The sequence below is a fragment of the Limnohabitans sp. Rim11 genome (assembly GCF_001269365.1).
Lineage (GTDB): Bacteria > Pseudomonadota > Gammaproteobacteria > Burkholderiales > Burkholderiaceae_C > Limnohabitans_A.
Window position 1 is genome coordinate 224,460 of record NZ_CXOM01000002.1, and the last position, 17,525, is coordinate 241,984.

The following is a 17,525-nucleotide window of genomic DNA, read 5'->3' on the forward strand; positions in this document are numbered from 1 at the left end:
ACCTATAGGTAATCAAGCCAAGCGCTTCAACAACTCCAAAGTCGTCGCACTCTGATTCATCGTGTAAAAGTGCAACGCAGGCACTCCCGCATTGCGCAGCTGATCGCACAAATCGGCCACCACATCTAGGCCAAATGCCTTGATAGAGGCAGTGTCATCGCCATAGCCTTGCAAGCGCAAACGAATCCAACGGGGAATCTCTGCACCGCAAGCATCTGAAAAACGAAGCAACTGTGTCGAGCTGGTAATGGGCATGATGCCAGGCACCACAGGCACATCCACACCCAACTTGTGCGCATCGTCCACAAAGCGGAAGTAAGCATCCGAGTTGTAAAAGTATTGGGTAATGGCCGAATTAGCGCCAGCCTTCACTTTGGCCACAAAGGCCTGCAAATCGGACTCAGCAGACTTAGCCTGAGGATGAATTTCTGGATAAGCCGCCACTTCAATGTGGAAGTCATCACCCGTTTCTTTGCGAATAAACGCCACCAAATCGGAGGCGTAATGAAACGCACCGCCCATGCCGTAGCCGCTGGGCAAATCGCCACGCAAGGCCACCAAGCGCTTCACGCCCATGGCTTTTAAAGTGGCCAATTCAGCGCGCACAGATTCTTCACTGGCGCCAATGCAAGAGAAATGAGACGCAGCAGAAACACCTTCTTTCAAAATCTCGCCCACAGTGCCAAAGGTGCCTTGTTGCGTTGAGCCGCCAGCGCCATAAGTTACTGAACAAAACTCAGGTGATTGCGTGTAAAGCTGTTGACGCACAACGCGCAGCTTCTCGGCACCTTCTGGTGTTTTGGGTGGAAAAAATTCAAAGCTAACTGGTAATTTTTTCATAGTCACTCAGGCTTCACAGCCTGCACAAAAAACTCACGATTGCCATCACCGCCTTCAATGGCGCTGTCGTACCAACCGGTCACTTTCAAACCCAACTCTTTGAGCGATGTGCGAATGCGTTTTTCAATCACGGGGTACATGGCGGGGTCTTTGACCAAACCGTTTTTGCCAATGTTCTCGGGCTGCAATTCAAACTGGGGTTTCACCAACATCAGAAGTACGCCACCAGGCTTCAAAAACGGCACCACACCCGGCAGCACCAAGGTCAACGAGATAAAGGACACATCGCCCACCATCACATCAAACCCAGCTTCAGCATCAGGAATGCGCTCGTCATCGGGCGTGAGCTCTCTGGCGTTGACACCTTCAATGCAAATCACGCGCGCATCTTCACGCACACGCGGATGCACTTGACCGTGGCCCACATCGATGCCCACCACTTCGGCAGCACCATTCAACAGCAAGCACTCGGTAAAGCCACCGGTACTCTGACCCACATCCAAACACCGCAGGCCTGACACCGAAACGCCACTGTCACGCAGTGCCCCTTCCAGCTTCAAACCGCCGCGAGAAACATACTTAGATTCGGAATCATCCAGCAACACAATCTCTGCATCGCTGGGCACTTCGTCTTTGTTCTTATTGATCGTGCGCCATTCCACCGAAGACTTCACAGCCTCCACCACAGCCGTAGGCAAAGCGCCCGGTGGCGTACGCCACTGAACACCCGCCGCAATCAGCCGCTGGGCCTGTGAACGAGACGCGGCCAAGCCGCGCTCTACTAACAATTGATCAATGCGCAAAATAATCCAATAACAATCAAAACCCGTCTATAGCCATCAAGCACAAGCGCCCAATGAGCGCTCGTACTTCAAACTAAATCAATAACGGTAAGTATCAGGCTTGTAAGGACCGTTTTTGTCCACGCCAATGTAAGAAGCTTGCATGTCAGACAATTCTGTCAACATGGCGCCCACTTTCATCAGGTGCAAACGTGCCACTTTTTCGTCCAGATGCTTGGGCAACACATAGACCTTGCCGTTTTCGTAAGCGTCAGGGCGTGTGAACAATTCAATTTGCGCAATGGTTTGGTTGGCAAAGGAAGAGCTCATCACAAAGCTGGGGTGACCTGTGCCGCAACCCAAGTTCACCAAACGGCCCTTGGCCAACATGATGATTTTCTTGCCATTGGGGAACACAATGTGGTCGACCTGGGGCTTGATTTCTTCCCATGTGTATTTTTCAACAGAGGCAATGTCGATCTCGTTGTCGAAGTGACCAATGTTGCAAACGATGGCTTCGTCTTTCATGGCCAACATGTGGTCGTGTGTGATCACGTGCTTGTTGCCAGTGGCGGTGACGAAGATGTCTGCTTTGTCGGCAGCGTAATCCATGGTCACAACTTTGTAGCCTTCCATGGCGGCTTGCAATGCGTTGATGGGGTCGATCTCGGTCACCCACACTTGTGCGCTCAAAGCGCGCAAGGCTTGTGCACTGCCCTTGCCCACGTCGCCATAACCGGCCACCACAGCCACTTTGCCTGCGATCATCACGTCGGTGGCGCGCTTGATACCGTCGACCAAAGATTCGCGGCAGCCGTACAAGTTGTCAAACTTAGACTTGGTCACAGAGTCGTTCACGTTGATAGCGCGGAACATCAGTTCGCCCTTGGCGCTCATCTCGTTCAGGCGGTGCACGCCCGTGGTGGTTTCTTCGGTCACACCAATGATTTGGGCAGACTTGCGGCTGTACCAAGTGCTGTCTTCGGCCAACTTGGCTTTGATGGCAGCAAACAAGCAAGTCTCTTCTTCAGAGCCTGGGTTGTTCAACAAGGATGCATCTTTTTCTGCGCGCTTGCCCAAGTGCATCAGGAGCGTGGCGTCGCCGCCGTCGTCCAAAATCATGTTGGGGCCTTCGCCTTCAGTGCCCTTGGCGCCGAAGTCAAAAATGCGGTGGGTGTAATCCCAGTACTCAGTCAGGTTCTCGCCCTTGACCGCAAACACAGGCGTGCCAGACGCCGCAATGGCAGCCGCAGCGTGGTCTTGGGTGGAGTAAATGTTGCATGAGGCCCAGCGCACTTGGGCGCCCAAGGCTTGCAAAGTTTCAATCAGCACCGCTGTTTGAATGGTCATGTGCAAAGAGCCAGTGACGCGGGCACCTTTGAGGGGCTGAGCGGCAGCAAATTCTTTGCGAATGGCCATCAAACCGGGCATTTCTGTCTCGGCAATTTTGATCTCTTTGCGTCCCCAGTCGGCCAAGCCAATGTCGGCAATGGCGCAATCGGCGTTAACAGCGGTGTTTAGACGTGCGTTCATGGTGTGCTCCAAATTAAAGTTTGAAACCACTTCTCAGAGGGACGCCCAGAGGTAAAACCCGTTGAACTCAGTTGGAAAATAGAGCTCATCCCGCAGAAAAGTGGATGAGCGTCGTTGCAAATTAGGGTTCCGAGCCTCACGTCCTCGCCATATCTACCAACAGAATGGGGGCCGTTGCAACGCTCCTCGGAATGGGGCAAATTATACTAGCGGCTTCTCTGGTTTACCAGCCAGACACCCCAATCTCCCCTGGAGCTACATTGACTTACGCCCAAGAAACCCGGCGCCGCCGGACGTTTGCCATCATTTCTCACCCTGACGCGGGTAAAACCACGCTCACAGAAAAGCTCTTGCTGTTCTCGGGTGCCATTCAAATTGCAGGCTCGGTCAAGGCCCGTAAGGCATCGCGCCACGCCACCTCCGACTGGATGGAAATTGAAAAGCAGCGGGGCATTTCGGTGGCCTCCTCCGTCATGCAGATGCTGTACCGCGACCACGTCATCAATTTGCTCGACACCCCCGGCCACAAAGACTTCAGCGAAGACACCTACCGCGTGCTAACCGCCGTCGACTCCGCCCTCATGGTGATTGACGCGGCCAACGGTGTCGAAGCTCAAACTCGCAGACTGATTGAAGTCTGCCGCCAGCGCGATACGCCCATCATCACTTTTGTGAACAAGATGGACCGCGAAGTGCGCGACCCCCTCGACATCTTGGACGAAGTGGAGCGCGAACTGGGCATGCCCTGCGTGCCCATGACCTGGCCTGTGGGTCAAGGCAAATCGTTTGGCGGCATCATCAACTTGCGCACGCAAGCCATGACCGTGTTTGAATCCGGTAGCGAGCGCTTGCCGCAAGACTTTGAAGCCATGCCCCTCACAGAAGAAGCTGCATTGCACGCTCGCTTTGGCAATGAATTTGCCACAGCGCTTGAAAGCATGGAGTTGGCAACCGGTGCCTCACCAGCCTTCGACAAAGAAGCTTTTTTGGCCGGCAAACAAACCCCCGTCTTCTTCGGCTCCGGTGTGAACAACTTCGGTGTGATGGAAGTGCTAGACGCCTTGGTCGACTTGGCCCCCTCACCCAAGCCCCGCACCAGTTCACTGATTGTGAACAAGCAACCGGTCATCAAAGAAGTGCAGCCCGAAGACGCTGCCTTTGCAGGCGTAGTGTTTAAGGTTCAAGCCAACATGGACCCTTCGCACCGCGACCGCATTGCGTTTGTGCGCATGGCCTCGGGCAAGTACACCCCCGGCATGAAACTGAAAGTGCAACGCACCGGCAAAGAATTGCGCCCCACCAGCGTGGTGACCTTCTTGAGCCAACGCCGTGAAGCGGTGGACGAAGCTTATGCGGGCGACATCATCGGCTTCACCACCCACGGCGGTGTGCAGTTGGGTGACACCATTACCGATGGCGCCAACTTGCTGTTCACGGGCCTGCCTTTCTTCGCCCCTGAATTGTTCATGACGGTCATCTTGAAGAATCCACTGAGAACCAAACAACTGCAAGCGGGTCTTGACCAGCTGGGCGAAGAAGGTGCCATTCAGGTCTTTAAACCTGAAGTGGGCGGACCTATGTTGCTGGGCGCCGTGGGCCAGCTGCAGTTTGAAGTGGTGCAACACCGCTTGAAGGCTGAATACGATTGCGATGTGCGATTGGAAGGCTGCCAATACACCGGTGCACGTTGGATTACTGCCGATACACCAGCTGAACTGCGCGAGTTTTTAAACGCGTATCCCCAGCGCATGGCATTAGATGCGGCCGATACCTTGGCTTACCTTTGCACCTCGCCCTATGATGTGCGTTTGGCACAAGAGCGCTTTCCAAAAATTCACTTCCATCCGCTGCGTGAGCATGCGGGTTTGGCTTTGGGATCGGCAGGATAATTACAAGGCCGAAGCCAGTAGCTTGTATGGCTTGGCTTTGGTTTCAAATGGATTAACAACGGTGACACCTCGCCAAGTAAATCCATTTTGAAAGTCTTCGCTTAACAACAGCCTGCATTTATTTTCAGCCGCGACGGCCAATATCAAAGCGTCCCACATTGAAATTTTGTGATCGACAGACAAATCTAGGGCTGATTGAAATGCAGTCCATGTTGTGTCCGCCACAATCACACTATCGGACCACGACAACAACAAGTCTCGTACTTCTGATCCAGATTTCTTCATTTTAGAAGTAAACACCCTAGACAATTCGCCCAAGACTTGCACCGCCACGATGGAGTCCGTTGGCTTAAGCCGTGCAATTAAATCGCCAGCTATTTGGCAACGAACATCATCGCCAAAGCCTTCTGCATAGACCAATACGTTTGTATCCAAAGCCACCCTCATGGCTTAGCCTTCATAAAGTTCGTCACGCGTCCAATTTCTGGCGCCACCAGAAGGCTGACTTTTGAGTCTTTCTACAAGACGCTTGTGGGCGCGAACTTTAAAGTCATCCTCTTGATTGGCCGCAGAAATGACTGCGACAGGCTTACCCCGAGACACCACGGTCACCACTTCACCCGTGGCAACATCTCGCAGGAGACTTGAAAAATAGCGATTGGCATCTGCAGCTGAAATGGTTTTCATATTCAATTAAGTAGTGATTAAAACTACTTTACCTTCAATTAAAAAGAATAGCAACACACGTTAGATTGCATTGATTGAAATAAATTGACCTAATATGTATATGTTCATAACATACACAAATGCTTAACCTCGATCTCATCGTCGGGTTTCAGTGGGATGTAGGCAATGCAGAAAAAAGCGATCTAAAACACGATGTGCGCCCCTCTGAATCAGAGGAAATTTTCTTCAACGACCCGCTACTGCTCAATCACGATGCCAAACACAGTCAATCTGAACCTAGGTTCTTGGCATTAGGCATCACCCACGAAAGACGTTTGTTAACAGTTGTCTTTACATTACGTGACAACAACACCCTCATTCGAATCATTTCTGCCAGAGATCAACACAGCAAAGAAAGGCTTGTTTATGCCAAAGCAAACTAAGCTTCCAAGGAAGGTCCAAACCACCAAGGCAATTCCCAAATTCAAAAGTGAAGCAGCCGAAAGAAAATTTTGGGAAGATGCGGCCAACGACGCTACGGAGTATTTTGATGTGGCCAATATGCAGGTTGCAAAATTCACCAACCTCAAGCCCTCTACCACCAGCATTTCATTGCGCTTGTCCGATAGTTTGTTAGATGGCATTCGCCGCCAAGCCAACAAACTAGACGTCCCTTATCAATCACTCATGAAAGTATGGCTGACAGAAAAGTTGAATGAAACTTCGAAGAGAACTTGAGTGAAGCATCTTTCGACTTGGCCTGAAAGCGCCCGCGCCAACATCGTGGGCGTGTTCACCGACATTGACGACACCCTCACCACCGAAGGCGCAATCACAGCCGATGCGCTTCAGGCCCTGCACGATTTAAAAGCCGCGGGCCTCATGGTCATCCCCATTACAGGCAGACCTGTGGGTTGGAGCATCCCCTTCGCATCCACCTGGCCCGTCAATGCCATGGTGGCCGAGAACGGCGCAGTGGCCTTGCTTCACAACTCGCAAACAAAGCAAGTCAGAAAAATCTACCAACAAGACTTGGCCACCCGCACACACAACTACCAAGAAATGCAGCGCATCGCACAACGCGTGCTGCAAGAAATTCCGGGCACCGTGATGGCCCAAGACTCAGCTGGTCGAGAAACCGACATTGCGTTTGACCACAGCGAATTTCATCATCTGTCAAAAGCACAAATCCAACAAGTCTTAAAACTGCTGCAAGAAGAAGGCATGACCGCCACAGTCAGCAGCATCCACATCAATGCCTGGTTTGGTGATCACAACAAATGGCATGGCGCACAGTGGATATTGAGAGAACTCACGGGCCGAGATTTAAAACAAGAAATTGACCAATGGGTCTATGTAGGTGACTCCACCAATGACCAAGTGATGTTTGAGCATTTCACGCACAGCGTAGGCGTGGCCAACATTCGACGTTTTGAAAAAGAACTCCAACACCTACCGGCCTACATCACGCTGGCTGAGCGCGGCGCAGGATTTGACGAAGTTAGCCGCACGCTACAGAGGTGATGCGCGCAGGGCTGTTGTAACTGGGGTCCATGTAGTCATCAACGTTCTTTGGAAATAAGCCCCAAGTCCAACTGAGCGGCGGTGGCGATTCGTGGTACGGCAAGACCCAAACTTGGTTTGATGGCTTGCTGGCAAGCTTGATAGCCTCAATTGGTGGCCTTTGCCAAACTGGCATTCACCTCTTCCACAGAAGCAGCGGGGTCGTCACCCACCAAGGAAGCCAACTTCACCTTGGACATGATGTAAACAAACCTAGCCTGCGCCAAGTCGCGCATGGCCAATGAGTATTGTTGTTGCGCATTGAGCACATCCAGTTGGGTACGAGATCCGGCCTTGAAGGACATTTGGGTTGACTTCATCATTTGCTCAGAAGAGCGCACCGCTTGCTCCAAAGCGCGCACCCGCATCACACCCTCGCTGACACCGCGGTATTCTCTGTGAACACGCACACCCAAATCACGGCGCAAGGCTTCTAAGGACTCTTCTACTCGGGTTTGTTCTGCCACGGCTTGGCGAATGGTCGAGTTCACATAACCGCCTGAAAAAATGGGCACACTTAACTGCAAACCAATGGATTTATTCTCGTAGCGCGAGTTGATGCGGGTGATGTTTTCGCTGCCACTGTTCGACCATTGTGCAACGGCGTCCAAAGTAGGAAAGTGGCCTGCCTGCGTTTTTTTCACCTCTTGTCGCGACGCTTCCAGTTTGGCTTGCAAAGCTTTAATCTCAGGGCTATTTTGTTCTGCTTTGACAGTCCATTCATCTAGGCTAGCTGGTTGTGGGCTGCTCAGTTTCAAGGCTGGCACATTCAATTTGGCAATGGCCATCACGGGCTGGTTCACCAACAACTGAAGTTGTCTGCGTGTGAGGTCTTGGTTTTGACGCGCTTCGAGCTCTTGCGCCAAGGCCATGTCCAAACGCGACTGGGCGTCGTCAATGTCGGTGCGGGTGCCAGAACCTGCAGCCAGACCTTTCTTGGCAGCATCCACCAAGGCAGTGTAGGTGGCTTTTTGGGCCAACACCAAGTCGAGTTGCTCGTCTGCCATCAAGGTTTCAAAGTAAGCACTTGCCACGCGTACCACCAAATTTTGATACTCACGGTCAAGGGTGGCTTCGACTTCGTTCACCAACGATTTAGCTTGTTCAAATTGCAACCAACGCGGCATATTGAACAACGGTTGGCGAAGTTGAAGCGTACGGTTGTCACTCAAATACTTGTCGTTGGTGGTTGTGTCTTGCCCCAACAAGTTAGGCGAGGTGGTATTCAGGTCGTTGTTATTTTTACCCACATTGGCGGTGATCGTCGGCATCAATTGCGACTTCGCTTGTGGCAAGCGTTCTCTACCAACGTCAGCTGTAGCTCGCGCAGCACGCACAGTGGCATCTTGCTCTAAAGCGGCTTGGTAAATTTGCCGAAGGTCCATCACAGCAGGGGATGCGAGTACGCAACTGCCCATACCGCACAAGCTCAGAGCCACCCAAGCTTTGCGAAAGCTTTTAAAATTCAACATCATTCTTCCTTCAACGAAGCGGCTACGCGTTTAAGCAAAGGATGCATCAAATAAGTCAGCATAGAGCGCTCACCCGTTTTAATCACAATTTCTGCAGGCATGCCAGGTTGCATTTGGCGTGTACCCAAGGTTTTCATGCCCTCGGGTGTAACTTGGACACGTGCTAAGAAATATGACATTTGAGGATTCTGCGGATCCGACAACAAATCACCCGACACCGACATCACTTTGCCTTCCACCACCAACTGAGGCGAGTGAGCAAACGTGTTAAAGCGAACATCGGTCAACAAGCCCTGCTGAATTTTGTCAATAAGGTGTGGCGGAATGTGCGCTTCCAAAAGCAAAGTTTGATTATCTGGCACGACATCTAGCAATCTTTGGCCTGGCTGCAACACAGCGCCTACAGTTTGCACAGACAAGCCCACGACTTGGCCTGCCGCAGGAGCTTTGATTTCCATGCGGTCTAAGTCGGCAGTTACCGCTACAAACTTCTCAGCATCCGATTGAACTTCGCGTGTGACATCGGCCAACTGCGATTCAACTTCTTTGCGGTATTCTTGTTTGCGTGCAACTGAGCGCTGCGTCAGTTCAGCCACTTGACGGCTGATGCGCAAGCTGTTGCCAGTCAGGTCGGCAATCGACGCATTGGACTCGGCCAACATGCGCTCCAACTCCAATTGGCGATTGCGAGGGGCATAGCCCTCTTTCACCATGCCGCGAGTGTTGTTCAACTCTTCTGTCAGCAAGGCCTGCTGGTTGCGGCGCTGCACCAATACATTTTGATAAGAGGTCAATTGTTCTTTCAGGCCTTGCATGTTTTCTTCCAGACCCTGTAGGTCGGCTGCAAGGGCGCCTTGGCGAGCCTGAATGAGTTGCTGCTGCGTTTCCACCTGTTGTTTGATAAGGGGGTCTTTCATGGCAGATTGAACATCCGGATGAAAACTGATACTTTTGCTACCCACTTGCTCTGCAAACAATCGGCTTTGCATAGCGCGCAAACCTAAATAGCGCTGCCGTACGGCTTCGTAGTTGGCTTTGGCCACGGCACCATCTAAGCGCAACAAGGCTTGGCCTTCTTTCACTTGTTGACCTTCTTGCACCAGCACTTCTTTCACAATGCCGCCAGACAAATGCTGCACAGTTTTGCGTTTGGTGTCCAAGGTCACCACGCCTTGTGTTGGCACGCCTTCGTCCAGTGGCGCCAACGCAGCCCACAGCAAGAAGCCACCGAAGCCTAAGCCCAAGACCCACAAGCCCATGCGCGCAACTGCACGTGTGTCGCCCGAAGCTTGGTGCAATGCATCGTCAGAAGAGGTCACCACTTGCGCATCTTGCACCACAGTGTTTTTGGAAGGATTGAATTTTTGAATGGCCATGACAGTCTCGATTTACAGTGTCAAAAAAATTAAGCTTGAGAAAGAGCGGCTTGCGCTTCTTCTTGTTGTTTCTTCAATGCGGCCAGCACACCATCGCGGGGGCCGCTGGCTTGCACCATGCCGTTTTGCAAAATGAGCAAGCGATCAGCCACACTCACAATGCCTGGGCGGTGGCTGATCAGCACCACCGTTTTGCCCTGTGCTTTCAAACCTTGCACCGCACGCACCAAAGCGTTTTCGCCTTCGTCGTCTAGGTTGGCATTGGGCTCGTCTAGCACCACCAAGGAAGGCATGCCGTACATGGCGCGCGCCAGGCCAATGCGCTGACGCTGACCACCCGACAACAAACCACCGGCCTCACCCATGGGCGTGTCGTAACCTTTTGGGAAACGCAAAATCATGCTGTGCAAGCCCGCTGCTTCTGCTGCCTCAATCACTTTGTCAGAAGCCACCGTACCAGAGCGTGCAATATTTTCGGCAATGGTGCCGTCAAACAATTCGATGTCTTGTGGCAAGTAACCAATGTGGGGGCCCAGTTCTGTGCGGTTCCACTTGCCAATGGCCTGGCCGTCTAACAAAACTTGGCCCGCAGAATGCGGCCAGATGCCCAACAGCACCCGCGCAAAGGTGGACTTGCCAGAACCAGAAGCACCCAACACCACCGTGACCGAGCCTTTCGGCATGATGGCGCTGACGCCTTGCAAGATGGGCGTGTCGCGGCCAGGGGCAGAAGCCACCACGTCTTGCACCACCACATCGCCTTTGGGCACAATGCCCAATGGCGGTACATCACGCAGTGGATGGGCTTCCAACAAATCAGACAAGCGGTTAAAGGCTTCGCGTGCATTTAAGAACCCGGCCCAAGTGCCCACCATCAAATCAATGGGGGCCAAGGCACGGGTCATGAGCACGTTGGCCGCAATCATGGCACCTGGCGACAACTCACCATAAATGACCAACAGCGCACCACCGCCCAACGCCAGCGACTGCTGCGTGTAACGCACAAACTTGCTCAAGGCCGTGACGCGGCCCACCACATCTTGCGCATGCAAATTGGCACCCATGGCATTGGCATTGCGTTCTGCCCAGCGGCGGTACAAATGGCCCACCATGCCCATGGACTCAATCACTTCAGAGTTGCGAAACTTGCTTTGTAAATAACCCGTCACTTCTTGTTGCGACTTGCTAGCGTTGGCTTGTGCAGGCTTGGTGGCTTGGCTGCCCCACCATGCCAACACCGATTGCACACCGGCAAAGAACAAGGCCATCACACCCAGCCAAGGATGCAACATGAACAACACGGCAATGTAAATGGGCGCCCAAGGTGCATCGAAGAATGCAAAGATGCCATTGCCCGTTAAGAACTGACGTAGCTCTGTTAAATCTGTGAAGGCCCTAGAGGGGTTGCTCACCGCGGGGTTCAAATGCGCTTCATAACTGGCATGAAACAACTTGCGGCTAAGCAGCTGGTCCATGCGTACGCCAGAGCGCACCAACAACTTAGAACGTGCCCATTCAGAAAACGTCAGCACGCCCAATAAAAACAAAGTAATGAGCGACACCACCAATAAAGTGCCCGTGCTTTGGCTAACCAAAACGCGGTCATACACTTGCAGCATGTACAGCGTAGGGGCCAGCATAAGCAAGTTGGCAATCATGCTGAACAAGCCTGCCACCATGAACTCATAACGGAAGTCCCACAGCGTTCGCGTCAGCTCGTTGCGATTGAATAGTTCAGGAATTTTCATGTTCTGATTTTTCTGAGAGGTGATGCCTGTTAGGCCGCTGAATGTGCTGCAGGTGCAGTTACGGTGGTGCCGTCTGCTACAGGTACCGATGCGGGTTGCCGCGCTTTTTGCAATGCCGCCAGCACGTCATCGCGTGGGCCAAAGGCTTGCTGCGCACCGTCGCGCATGATCAACATTTTGTCGGCCACACCCAATACGCTGGTGCGGTGTGTCATGACCACAAAGGTGGTGCCCAACTGTTTCAGTGCTGCAATGGCATTGGCCAAGGCGGCGTCGCCAGCTTCGTCCAAGCTAGAGTTGGGTTCATCTAACACCACAAACACGGGCTTGCCATACAAGGCACGTGCTAAGCCCACGCGCTGGCGTTGTCCACCAGACAACATAGCGCCGTCGCGGCCAATGGGGCTGTTGTAGCCTTGCGGCAAACTCATAATGAGTTCATGCAAACCCACCAAACGCGCTGCAGCTTCTACTTGCACCATGTCGACGTCGCCAAAGCGCGCAATGTTTTCTGCCAACGTGCCTTCGAGCAACTCAACGCCTTGAGGCAAATAACCCAAGTACGGGCCCAGTTCTTTTTTGTCCCACGTGTGCACATCGGCACCGTCTAAGCGAACTTTGCCAGACATGGCAGGCCACAAGCCCACCAATAAACGGGCCAAAGTGGTTTTGCCTGAAGCAGAGGGGCCAACCACGGCCAACACTTCGCCGGATGACAAGCCAAACTGCACACCGCGCACAATGGGTACTTGCGTACCTGGGGCACCGGCCATCAGGCCTTCTACTGCCAGATGACCTTTGGGCGCGGGCAAGGCCATGGCTTCTGGTTTGGGCGGCACTTGTGCCAACAAGTTTTCTAAGCGCGTCCAGGCACTGCGTACATTGACCACGGCGTTCCACTGCGCCACCAATTGGCTCAAAGGCGCCAACACACGACCACCCAATACAGAGCCAATGATCATCATGCTAGCGCCACCATTGAGCGAGTTGCCCAACAACAACCAAGCACCCAAGCCCAACAACAATGACGACATGATTTGTTGCAACAACTTGGACATGGCCGTCCAATAACCAGCGCCTTCTGAAGCCTGTGCCTGCAATGCCAAAAATTCTTGTTGACGTTTTTGCCAATGACCATGCACGGCGTCAAGCATGCCCATCGATTCCATCACGTGCGCATTGCGCAGCGATGCATCGGCAAACTGCTGCGCACCCATGGCCGCACGATTGGCCTCCATCAAAGGTTTGCGCGTGGCACGTTCATTCATCCAAGTAATGCCCACTTGCACCACAGCGCCCACCACAGCAGACCAGCCCAACAAGGGGTTGATGGCAAAGATCAAAGCCAATGCCACAAACGCCACCGGCGCTTCCATGACAGCCATCAATGCGGGGTTGGCCAAGAATTCGCGCACCAACTTCAGGTCATTGAGCACCTGCATGTTGCCGCCCACTTGGCGCTTTAAAATACCCATGAACATGGCGTCATAAACCCGCTTCGACAAGGCAGCGTCTAAGCGCACACCCGAAGCACGCATCAGGGCACCTCGCACTTTTTCTAAAAGCTCCATAACGGCATAGGCCAACACCACCATGAGGGTGAGCATCAGCAAGGTCACGCCGCTGCGGCTGTTGACCACCCGGTCATACACCTCCAGCATGTAAACGGTGGGTGAAAGCGCCAGCAAACTGATGAGCAAACTGAAACCAATGGCCCGATAAATTTCAGGGCGCAATGGCTCAAGGGCCTGCGAGAGTTCGGAAGGGGGCATTTGGGGCTTCATATAGCAACCTCTACAGAAACGTAATCAGGAATGAGTGGCAAAGACACTGCCGGAACTTCAGCCAACTGACCGGCCAATTGGGCAAGTACCGCCGCCTGTGAGGCCACAATTTGGGGCTGCACGGTGGTGTCAAGCCAGAAAGACAGCTCAAACAGGTTGTCAACCCTGCGAGTTAAGGAGATTTCGCGCAATTTGGCCACTTTAAACAGCTGAAGCTGCTCTTCCGGCAAAGTTAGCTCAAAGTGCATGCGACCGTCCAAGGTGAACAAAGACAGTTGCGTGCCCTTGATGCTGAGGGTGTGGCGGTCAAAGTAAACGGGACAACTGTTGGCAAAATTCAACAAAGGTAGCGGCTTTGTTCCTAACTTCGCCAAACTGAATGGGCTGGCCGGAGTTTGGAACACCAAGCGTGAGGTGCGCGACACGGCATAGATGGCGTTGCAGATCATTTGGGAGCCCAAAGCCGGAAACTTTTCACGCAGGTTGCGGTAATGCAAGTGGTGCAAGGCCACTCGGTTCCAGACTTTGCTCTTTTGCACCTCGGGCGCCAAAGCATTGCAGACCTCTGCAAAAGCAGCCTGCAAGGCTAACAAACGCTCGAATTGTTCGGGCGTTGTGTTGAGGGGTACACGGATGATGGAATTCATATAGGAAGCGAGTATAGCTGTTCCTATATGAAGTTTTCAAGCATTTCTTAAAAAATTTTCAAGGCCTTGCCAAACCCTAAAATCAAAGCCTATCAGCCAACCCTACAGCAGCCCAACTTGGTTACCACCGTCACTTCTTACACAGACTCTCGCAACCGCGCACTCATTGGCAATGGTTACGACGGTGTGGTGCGTGTGGTGGCCGGTTCTTATTACGGCACAGGGGTGCTGCTCTACAACGGTCAAGCTGTTTTAACGGCTGCCCATGTGTTTGCATCAGAAACCACAAGCACCAGCGTGGTGTTTGAAACCAGCTACGGCACGCAAAGCATTGCGGCCAAAAAAGTGCTGATCAATTCAGATTACAACAGCACCAGCAGCAACAACGATTTGGCACTGGTATGGCTTTCCAGTCCAGCCCCTACTTCGGCAGAACGCTACGAGTTGTACCGCGCTGAAGATGAAATTGGCAAAACTTTCACCATGGTGGGCTACGGCCGTCCTGGTACTGGCAGTGCTGGCCAACTGAGCTCGCCTTCGAATCCGCCTTGGCGCCTGCAAGCCAAAAACCAATTTGACACAGATGTCAGCACCCTGCTGCCCTTTTTCAGCAGCACGCCAGCGTGGGCAGCCATTTCCAACAAGCAGTTGGCCGCAGATTTTGACGATGGCACCAGCTTGCACGACGCACTGGGTTTACTGGCCCGCAAACCAGATTTAGGTTTAGGCACCAGCGAAGGTTTAATTGCACCCGGCGACTGACCCTGACCCAGAGGTTGCCCCCTTGTTGTAGACTCAGAACTAGCCCAAATCCAAGCCGAGTCAATCGACTGGATTTCATTGGATGAGGGCACTTATCTGCACGTTGGATATGAAGCAACTGTCATCGAGGTCGTGGGCCTGGCCAAAGCAGATATGCAGGGCAGCACATTACTTTGGGTGTTTTAAATTGCATCTTGTGCATTAGAAGCCTACAGTTGCACCCAAATTAGCAACAAGGTGATTTCAATATGCTGCGTACAGTGCAATTCTTTTTTTACACACTAATTTTAATGGTACTAAGCGCCTGTGGTGGAGGCGGAGGTGCTGTCAACACAGTTTCCACAAGCTCTGCTACAACTTCTCAACCCCCGTGTACCCTTAAAACCTACAACACCAACTACCCAGCCAGCTTCATGGGTACCCGCGCCATACCCACTGCATCTGGGCAGTTTGCAAACTCAATTGTCCGGGGCATTGGTCTGAAAGACTATTACCCTGGTGGAGAAAACAATGGTTGCGCCTCCAATGCAGCATATGCGCGGCTGCTGTACCTGAAAACCTTGGACAAGCTGGTCAGTGACGGCGTGGACGTGGTTGAGATTTACCAGTACGGCCCCATCAATGACCTTGCTGCTAAAACTTGGACCACCGACGAAGCCACCTGGCAAATACCCAAAGCAGAACTCAAGTGGCTGGTAGAAGCCGCGCACAGTAAAAACTTGAAGGTGTCTTTGGCTTGGCAGTTGTGGCCCGTCGACAAGCTAAACAAAAGCATGACGGTGTACAACGCATCCAACATGCCAGAAGCAGAAATGGTTCGCATCTTGCGCGGTTGGCATGACGTAATGAAGTCTATGGCGGTCTTGTCTAATGATTTCAAAATTGACATTCTGAACATTCAATGGAGTGCTTTTTATTTTCCTCAGGTAACCAATTACCCAGAACCCGCCACGCAAGAATTCTTGGCCCTCATTGACGATGTGCGCAGTGTGTACAGCGGCAAGTTGTACATGGGCACCCCCAGGTTTTATGACAAACGCATTATTCAAAAAGTAGATGCCATCATTGTGCCGCTCACACCGCTTTGGCCATGGACTTATGCAGACGATGCCACGATGACTGTCAGTTCACTGAAGCAAAAATACACCGCGCAAATCATGAACATCTATGCAGACTTTTTGGCGGGCGCAGGGCTTAGCCCTGCCAACATTCCTATCATTTGGGATTTCAACATTCAAAGCCGAGACAAAGCCATCAGTGACGGCTGGGTAGAAGATGGTTTTTGCATTAGCCCTGCCAGCAACGGTGCACCGGTTGCTTACTCAGACCCCAACTGCATTCAGAAGAGCTACGTCACAGACTTTGGTGTGCAAGCCATTGCCGTTGAAGCGGCCTTTCAGGCCTTGCAAGCTCAAACTCAATTTAAGACTTATGGCATCAATTTCAGCACAGGGTATTGGCTTACTGACACGTTGGTGCCCAGTGAGGAAGGCTTCCCCAATATTTCTCAAAGCATTAGGGGGAAACCTGCCGAATCTATTGTGAAGGCCTGGTACAAAAGATAAGTTCAAACTTGGGCGTGCCGGTTAGAATTTGTGAATGACTTTCAAACCTAAATACGTCACTTGCAGTCTTTACTTTGCAATAGCTTCAACTCTTGCCTTATTGCTAAGCGCCTGCGGCGGCGGCGGCGGATTTCCCCCCACCATTACCGGCGTTAAGCCGCAGTCATTGATGTTCGGCAAGACGGCCACCATTTATTTGGGCGGCAAAGACTTGCGGTCTTCTTTGGTGGTTGAATCTAACGGCGCCTGCATTAACCCCAGTTTTGCGTCAAACAGTACCACAGACACTTTGGTTCTGAACTGCTTGGTAAAGCAAGCGGGTGACTTTGTGCTAACCGTTAAATCAGATACAGGGGCTGTGGTTTATACCGGCACGCTGACCGTGCCCAACCCGCAAGTCGTGTTGGTGGTGGCCGAGGGCCAAGTTAATTTAGGCAACATCGTTGTAGAGCTAGACCCCGTGGCTGCACCCATTACGGTAAACAACTTCTTGAACTACGCCAACAATGGTTTTTACCGCAGCACATTGTTTCACCGCGTTATTTCTGGGTTCATGATTCAAGGCGGTGGCTTTACCACGGGCATGGTGAAGAAGACTGGCCAAGGCGCGCCCATTGTGTCTGAAAGCAAGAATGGTTTGTCAAATGTGCGCGGCAGCATTGCCATGGCGCGCCTGGATGACAAAGACTCTGCCACGTCAGAGTTTTACATTAACCATGTGGACAATTTGTATTTAGATTACAGCGCCGCCAGTGCAGGCTACACCGTGTTTGGCAAGGTGGTGCAGGGCATGGAAGTGGTGGACACCATTGCTGGCAAAGCCACAGGGTTTTTCAATGGCTATGCCAACGTGCCGCTTGCAGATGTCACCATTACGGGTGCGTTGCAGGTTAAATAA

Annotated in this window: 18 protein-coding genes and 1 riboswitch; of the genes, 7 read left to right on the plus strand and 11 right to left on the minus strand. The window is 52.4% G+C overall.

The features are described from left to right. Window positions 1-12: 12 nt before the first annotated feature. From metF to ahcY, 3 genes are all read right to left on the minus strand, one after another. Entirely contained in the window at window positions 13-840 is an 828-nt protein-coding gene (metF, locus tag AMM03_RS05845; protein WP_090129535.1) for a methylenetetrahydrofolate reductase [NAD(P)H], read from the minus strand. A 2-nt stretch (window positions 841-842) separates the two neighbouring features. Beyond that, a complete protein-coding gene (locus AMM03_RS05850; RefSeq protein WP_090129536.1) occupies window positions 843-1,643 on the minus strand; it encodes a TlyA family RNA methyltransferase in 801 nt (266 codons plus the stop codon). Between the two features lie 78 nt (window positions 1,644-1,721). After that, on the minus strand, window positions 1,722-3,155 hold the full coding sequence (ahcY, locus tag AMM03_RS05855) for an adenosylhomocysteinase (protein ID WP_090129537.1): 1,434 nt from the start codon (window positions 3,153-3,155) through the stop codon (window positions 1,722-1,724). Between the two features lie 99 nt (window positions 3,156-3,254). Beyond that, window positions 3,255-3,349, minus strand: a riboswitch (S-adenosyl-L-homocysteine riboswitch). Between the two features lie 66 nt (window positions 3,350-3,415). Between ahcY and AMM03_RS05860 the strand changes: the two genes are divergently transcribed. After that, on the plus strand, window positions 3,416-5,044 hold the full coding sequence (locus tag AMM03_RS05860) for a peptide chain release factor 3 (RefSeq protein ID WP_090129538.1): 1,629 nt from the start codon (window positions 3,416-3,418) through the stop codon (window positions 5,042-5,044). Here the strand turns inward: AMM03_RS05860 and AMM03_RS05865 are convergent, their stop codons facing one another. Further along, entirely contained in the window at window positions 5,045-5,479 is a 435-nt protein-coding gene (locus tag AMM03_RS05865; RefSeq protein ID WP_228764586.1) for a PIN domain-containing protein, read from the minus strand. It abuts the gene before it with no gap. A 15-nt stretch (window positions 5,480-5,494) separates the two neighbouring features. Next, the gene (locus AMM03_RS05870) at window positions 5,495-5,731 is read right to left on the minus strand and encodes a type II toxin-antitoxin system Phd/YefM family antitoxin (RefSeq protein WP_090129540.1); all 237 of its coding nucleotides are present in this window, start codon (window positions 5,729-5,731) and stop codon (window positions 5,495-5,497) included. Window positions 5,732-5,850: 119 nt separating this feature from the next. On the opposite strand from AMM03_RS05870, the gene AMM03_RS05875 reads away from it, so the two are divergent. From AMM03_RS05875 to AMM03_RS05885, 3 genes are read left to right on the plus strand one after another with little or no spacing between them, the layout of a single operon-like run. Further along, the gene (locus tag AMM03_RS05875) at window positions 5,851-6,153 is read left to right on the plus strand and encodes a BrnT family toxin (RefSeq protein ID WP_090129541.1); all 303 of its coding nucleotides are present in this window, start codon (window positions 5,851-5,853) and stop codon (window positions 6,151-6,153) included. Then, entirely contained in the window at window positions 6,137-6,448 is a 312-nt protein-coding gene (locus AMM03_RS05880; RefSeq protein ID WP_090129542.1) for a BrnA antitoxin family protein, read from the plus strand. The genes AMM03_RS05875 and AMM03_RS05880 overlap by 17 nt, the downstream gene beginning before the upstream one ends. Further along, window positions 6,449-7,234: an HAD-IIB family hydrolase gene (locus AMM03_RS05885; RefSeq protein WP_090129543.1), complete on the plus strand. Its 786-nt coding sequence runs from the start codon at window positions 6,449-6,451 to the stop codon at window positions 7,232-7,234. Here AMM03_RS05885 and AMM03_RS14135 read toward each other — a convergent pair. Genes AMM03_RS14135 through AMM03_RS05910 form a run of 6 tightly spaced genes read right to left on the minus strand, consistent with a single transcriptional unit; the run spans window position 7,212 to window position 14,300 of the window. After that, window positions 7,212-7,409 carry a hypothetical protein gene (locus AMM03_RS14135; protein WP_194942796.1) on the minus strand — a complete coding sequence of 66 codons (198 nt, stop codon included), beginning with the start codon at window positions 7,407-7,409 and terminating at the stop codon, window positions 7,212-7,214. The genes AMM03_RS05885 and AMM03_RS14135 overlap by 23 nt on opposite strands. Continuing rightward, entirely contained in the window at window positions 7,381-8,745 is a 1,365-nt protein-coding gene (locus AMM03_RS05890; RefSeq protein WP_228764587.1) for a TolC family outer membrane protein, read from the minus strand. The genes AMM03_RS14135 and AMM03_RS05890 overlap by 29 nt, the downstream gene beginning before the upstream one ends. Beyond that, the gene (locus AMM03_RS05895) at window positions 8,745-10,121 is read right to left on the minus strand and encodes an HlyD family type I secretion periplasmic adaptor subunit (protein WP_090129544.1); all 1,377 of its coding nucleotides are present in this window, start codon (window positions 10,119-10,121) and stop codon (window positions 8,745-8,747) included. Before AMM03_RS05895 ends, AMM03_RS05890 begins: the two co-directional genes overlap by 1 nt. Before the next feature lie 29 nt (window positions 10,122-10,150). After that, entirely contained in the window at window positions 10,151-11,869 is a 1,719-nt protein-coding gene (locus tag AMM03_RS05900; protein WP_090129545.1) for a type I secretion system permease/ATPase, read from the minus strand. A 29-nt stretch (window positions 11,870-11,898) separates the two neighbouring features. After that, window positions 11,899-13,653, minus strand: coding sequence for a type I secretion system permease/ATPase (locus AMM03_RS05905; protein WP_090129546.1), 1,755 nt, complete (start codon window positions 13,651-13,653; stop codon window positions 11,899-11,901). Then, window positions 13,650-14,300 carry a hypothetical protein gene (locus AMM03_RS05910; RefSeq protein ID WP_090129547.1) on the minus strand — a complete coding sequence of 217 codons (651 nt, stop codon included), beginning with the start codon at window positions 14,298-14,300 and terminating at the stop codon, window positions 13,650-13,652. Before AMM03_RS05910 ends, AMM03_RS05905 begins: the two co-directional genes overlap by 4 nt. Window positions 14,301-14,417: 117 nt before the next feature. Between AMM03_RS05910 and AMM03_RS05915 the strand changes: the two genes are divergently transcribed. From AMM03_RS05915 to AMM03_RS05925, 3 genes are all read left to right on the plus strand, one after another. After that, complete coding sequence (locus tag AMM03_RS05915; RefSeq protein WP_228764588.1) at window positions 14,418-15,062, plus strand: trypsin-like serine protease; 645 nt, start codon at window positions 14,418-14,420, stop codon at window positions 15,060-15,062. Window positions 15,063-15,475: 413 nt separating this feature from the next. Beyond that, window positions 15,476-16,627 (plus strand): hypothetical protein, encoded by a 1,152-nt coding sequence (locus AMM03_RS05920; RefSeq protein WP_194942798.1) that lies wholly within the window; start codon window positions 15,476-15,478, stop codon window positions 16,625-16,627. Window positions 16,628-16,661: 34 nt separating this feature from the next. Continuing rightward, the gene (locus tag AMM03_RS05925; RefSeq protein WP_228764589.1) at window positions 16,662-17,525 is read left to right on the plus strand and encodes a peptidylprolyl isomerase; all 864 of its coding nucleotides are present in this window, start codon (window positions 16,662-16,664) and stop codon (window positions 17,523-17,525) included.

What these genes read in the sequence shown, in the direction of transcription:
- AMM03_RS05900 (WP_090129545.1), bottom strand. Translation starts at nt 11,869, where the DNA reads ATGAAAATTCCTGAACTATTCAATCGCAACGAGCTGACGCGAACGCTG.
- AMM03_RS05920 (WP_194942798.1), top strand. Translation starts at nt 15,476, where the DNA reads ATGGGTACCCGCGCCATACCCACTGCATCTGGGCAGTTTGCAAACTCA.
- AMM03_RS05910 (WP_090129547.1), bottom strand. Translation starts at nt 14,300, where the DNA reads ATGAATTCCATCATCCGTGTACCCCTCAACACAACGCCCGAACAATTC.
- metF (WP_090129535.1), bottom strand. Translation starts at nt 840, where the DNA reads ATGAAAAAATTACCAGTTAGCTTTGAATTTTTTCCACCCAAAACACCA.
- AMM03_RS05895 (WP_090129544.1), bottom strand. Translation starts at nt 10,121, where the DNA reads ATGGCCATTCAAAAATTCAATCCTTCCAAAAACACTGTGGTGCAAGAT.
- AMM03_RS05880 (WP_090129542.1), top strand. Translation starts at nt 6,137, where the DNA reads ATGCCAAAGCAAACTAAGCTTCCAAGGAAGGTCCAAACCACCAAGGCA.
- AMM03_RS14135 (WP_194942796.1), bottom strand. Translation starts at nt 7,409, where the DNA reads ATGCCAGTTTGGCAAAGGCCACCAATTGAGGCTATCAAGCTTGCCAGC.
- AMM03_RS05890 (WP_228764587.1), bottom strand. Translation starts at nt 8,745, where the DNA reads ATGTTGAATTTTAAAAGCTTTCGCAAAGCTTGGGTGGCTCTGAGCTTG.
- AMM03_RS05870 (WP_090129540.1), bottom strand. Translation starts at nt 5,731, where the DNA reads ATGAAAACCATTTCAGCTGCAGATGCCAATCGCTATTTTTCAAGTCTC.
- AMM03_RS05925 (WP_228764589.1), top strand. Translation starts at nt 16,662, where the DNA reads ATGACTTTCAAACCTAAATACGTCACTTGCAGTCTTTACTTTGCAATA.
- AMM03_RS05875 (WP_090129541.1), top strand. Translation starts at nt 5,851, where the DNA reads ATGCTTAACCTCGATCTCATCGTCGGGTTTCAGTGGGATGTAGGCAAT.
- ahcY (WP_090129537.1), bottom strand. Translation starts at nt 3,155, where the DNA reads ATGAACGCACGTCTAAACACCGCTGTTAACGCCGATTGCGCCATTGCC.
- AMM03_RS05905 (WP_090129546.1), bottom strand. Translation starts at nt 13,653, where the DNA reads ATGAAGCCCCAAATGCCCCCTTCCGAACTCTCGCAGGCCCTTGAGCCA.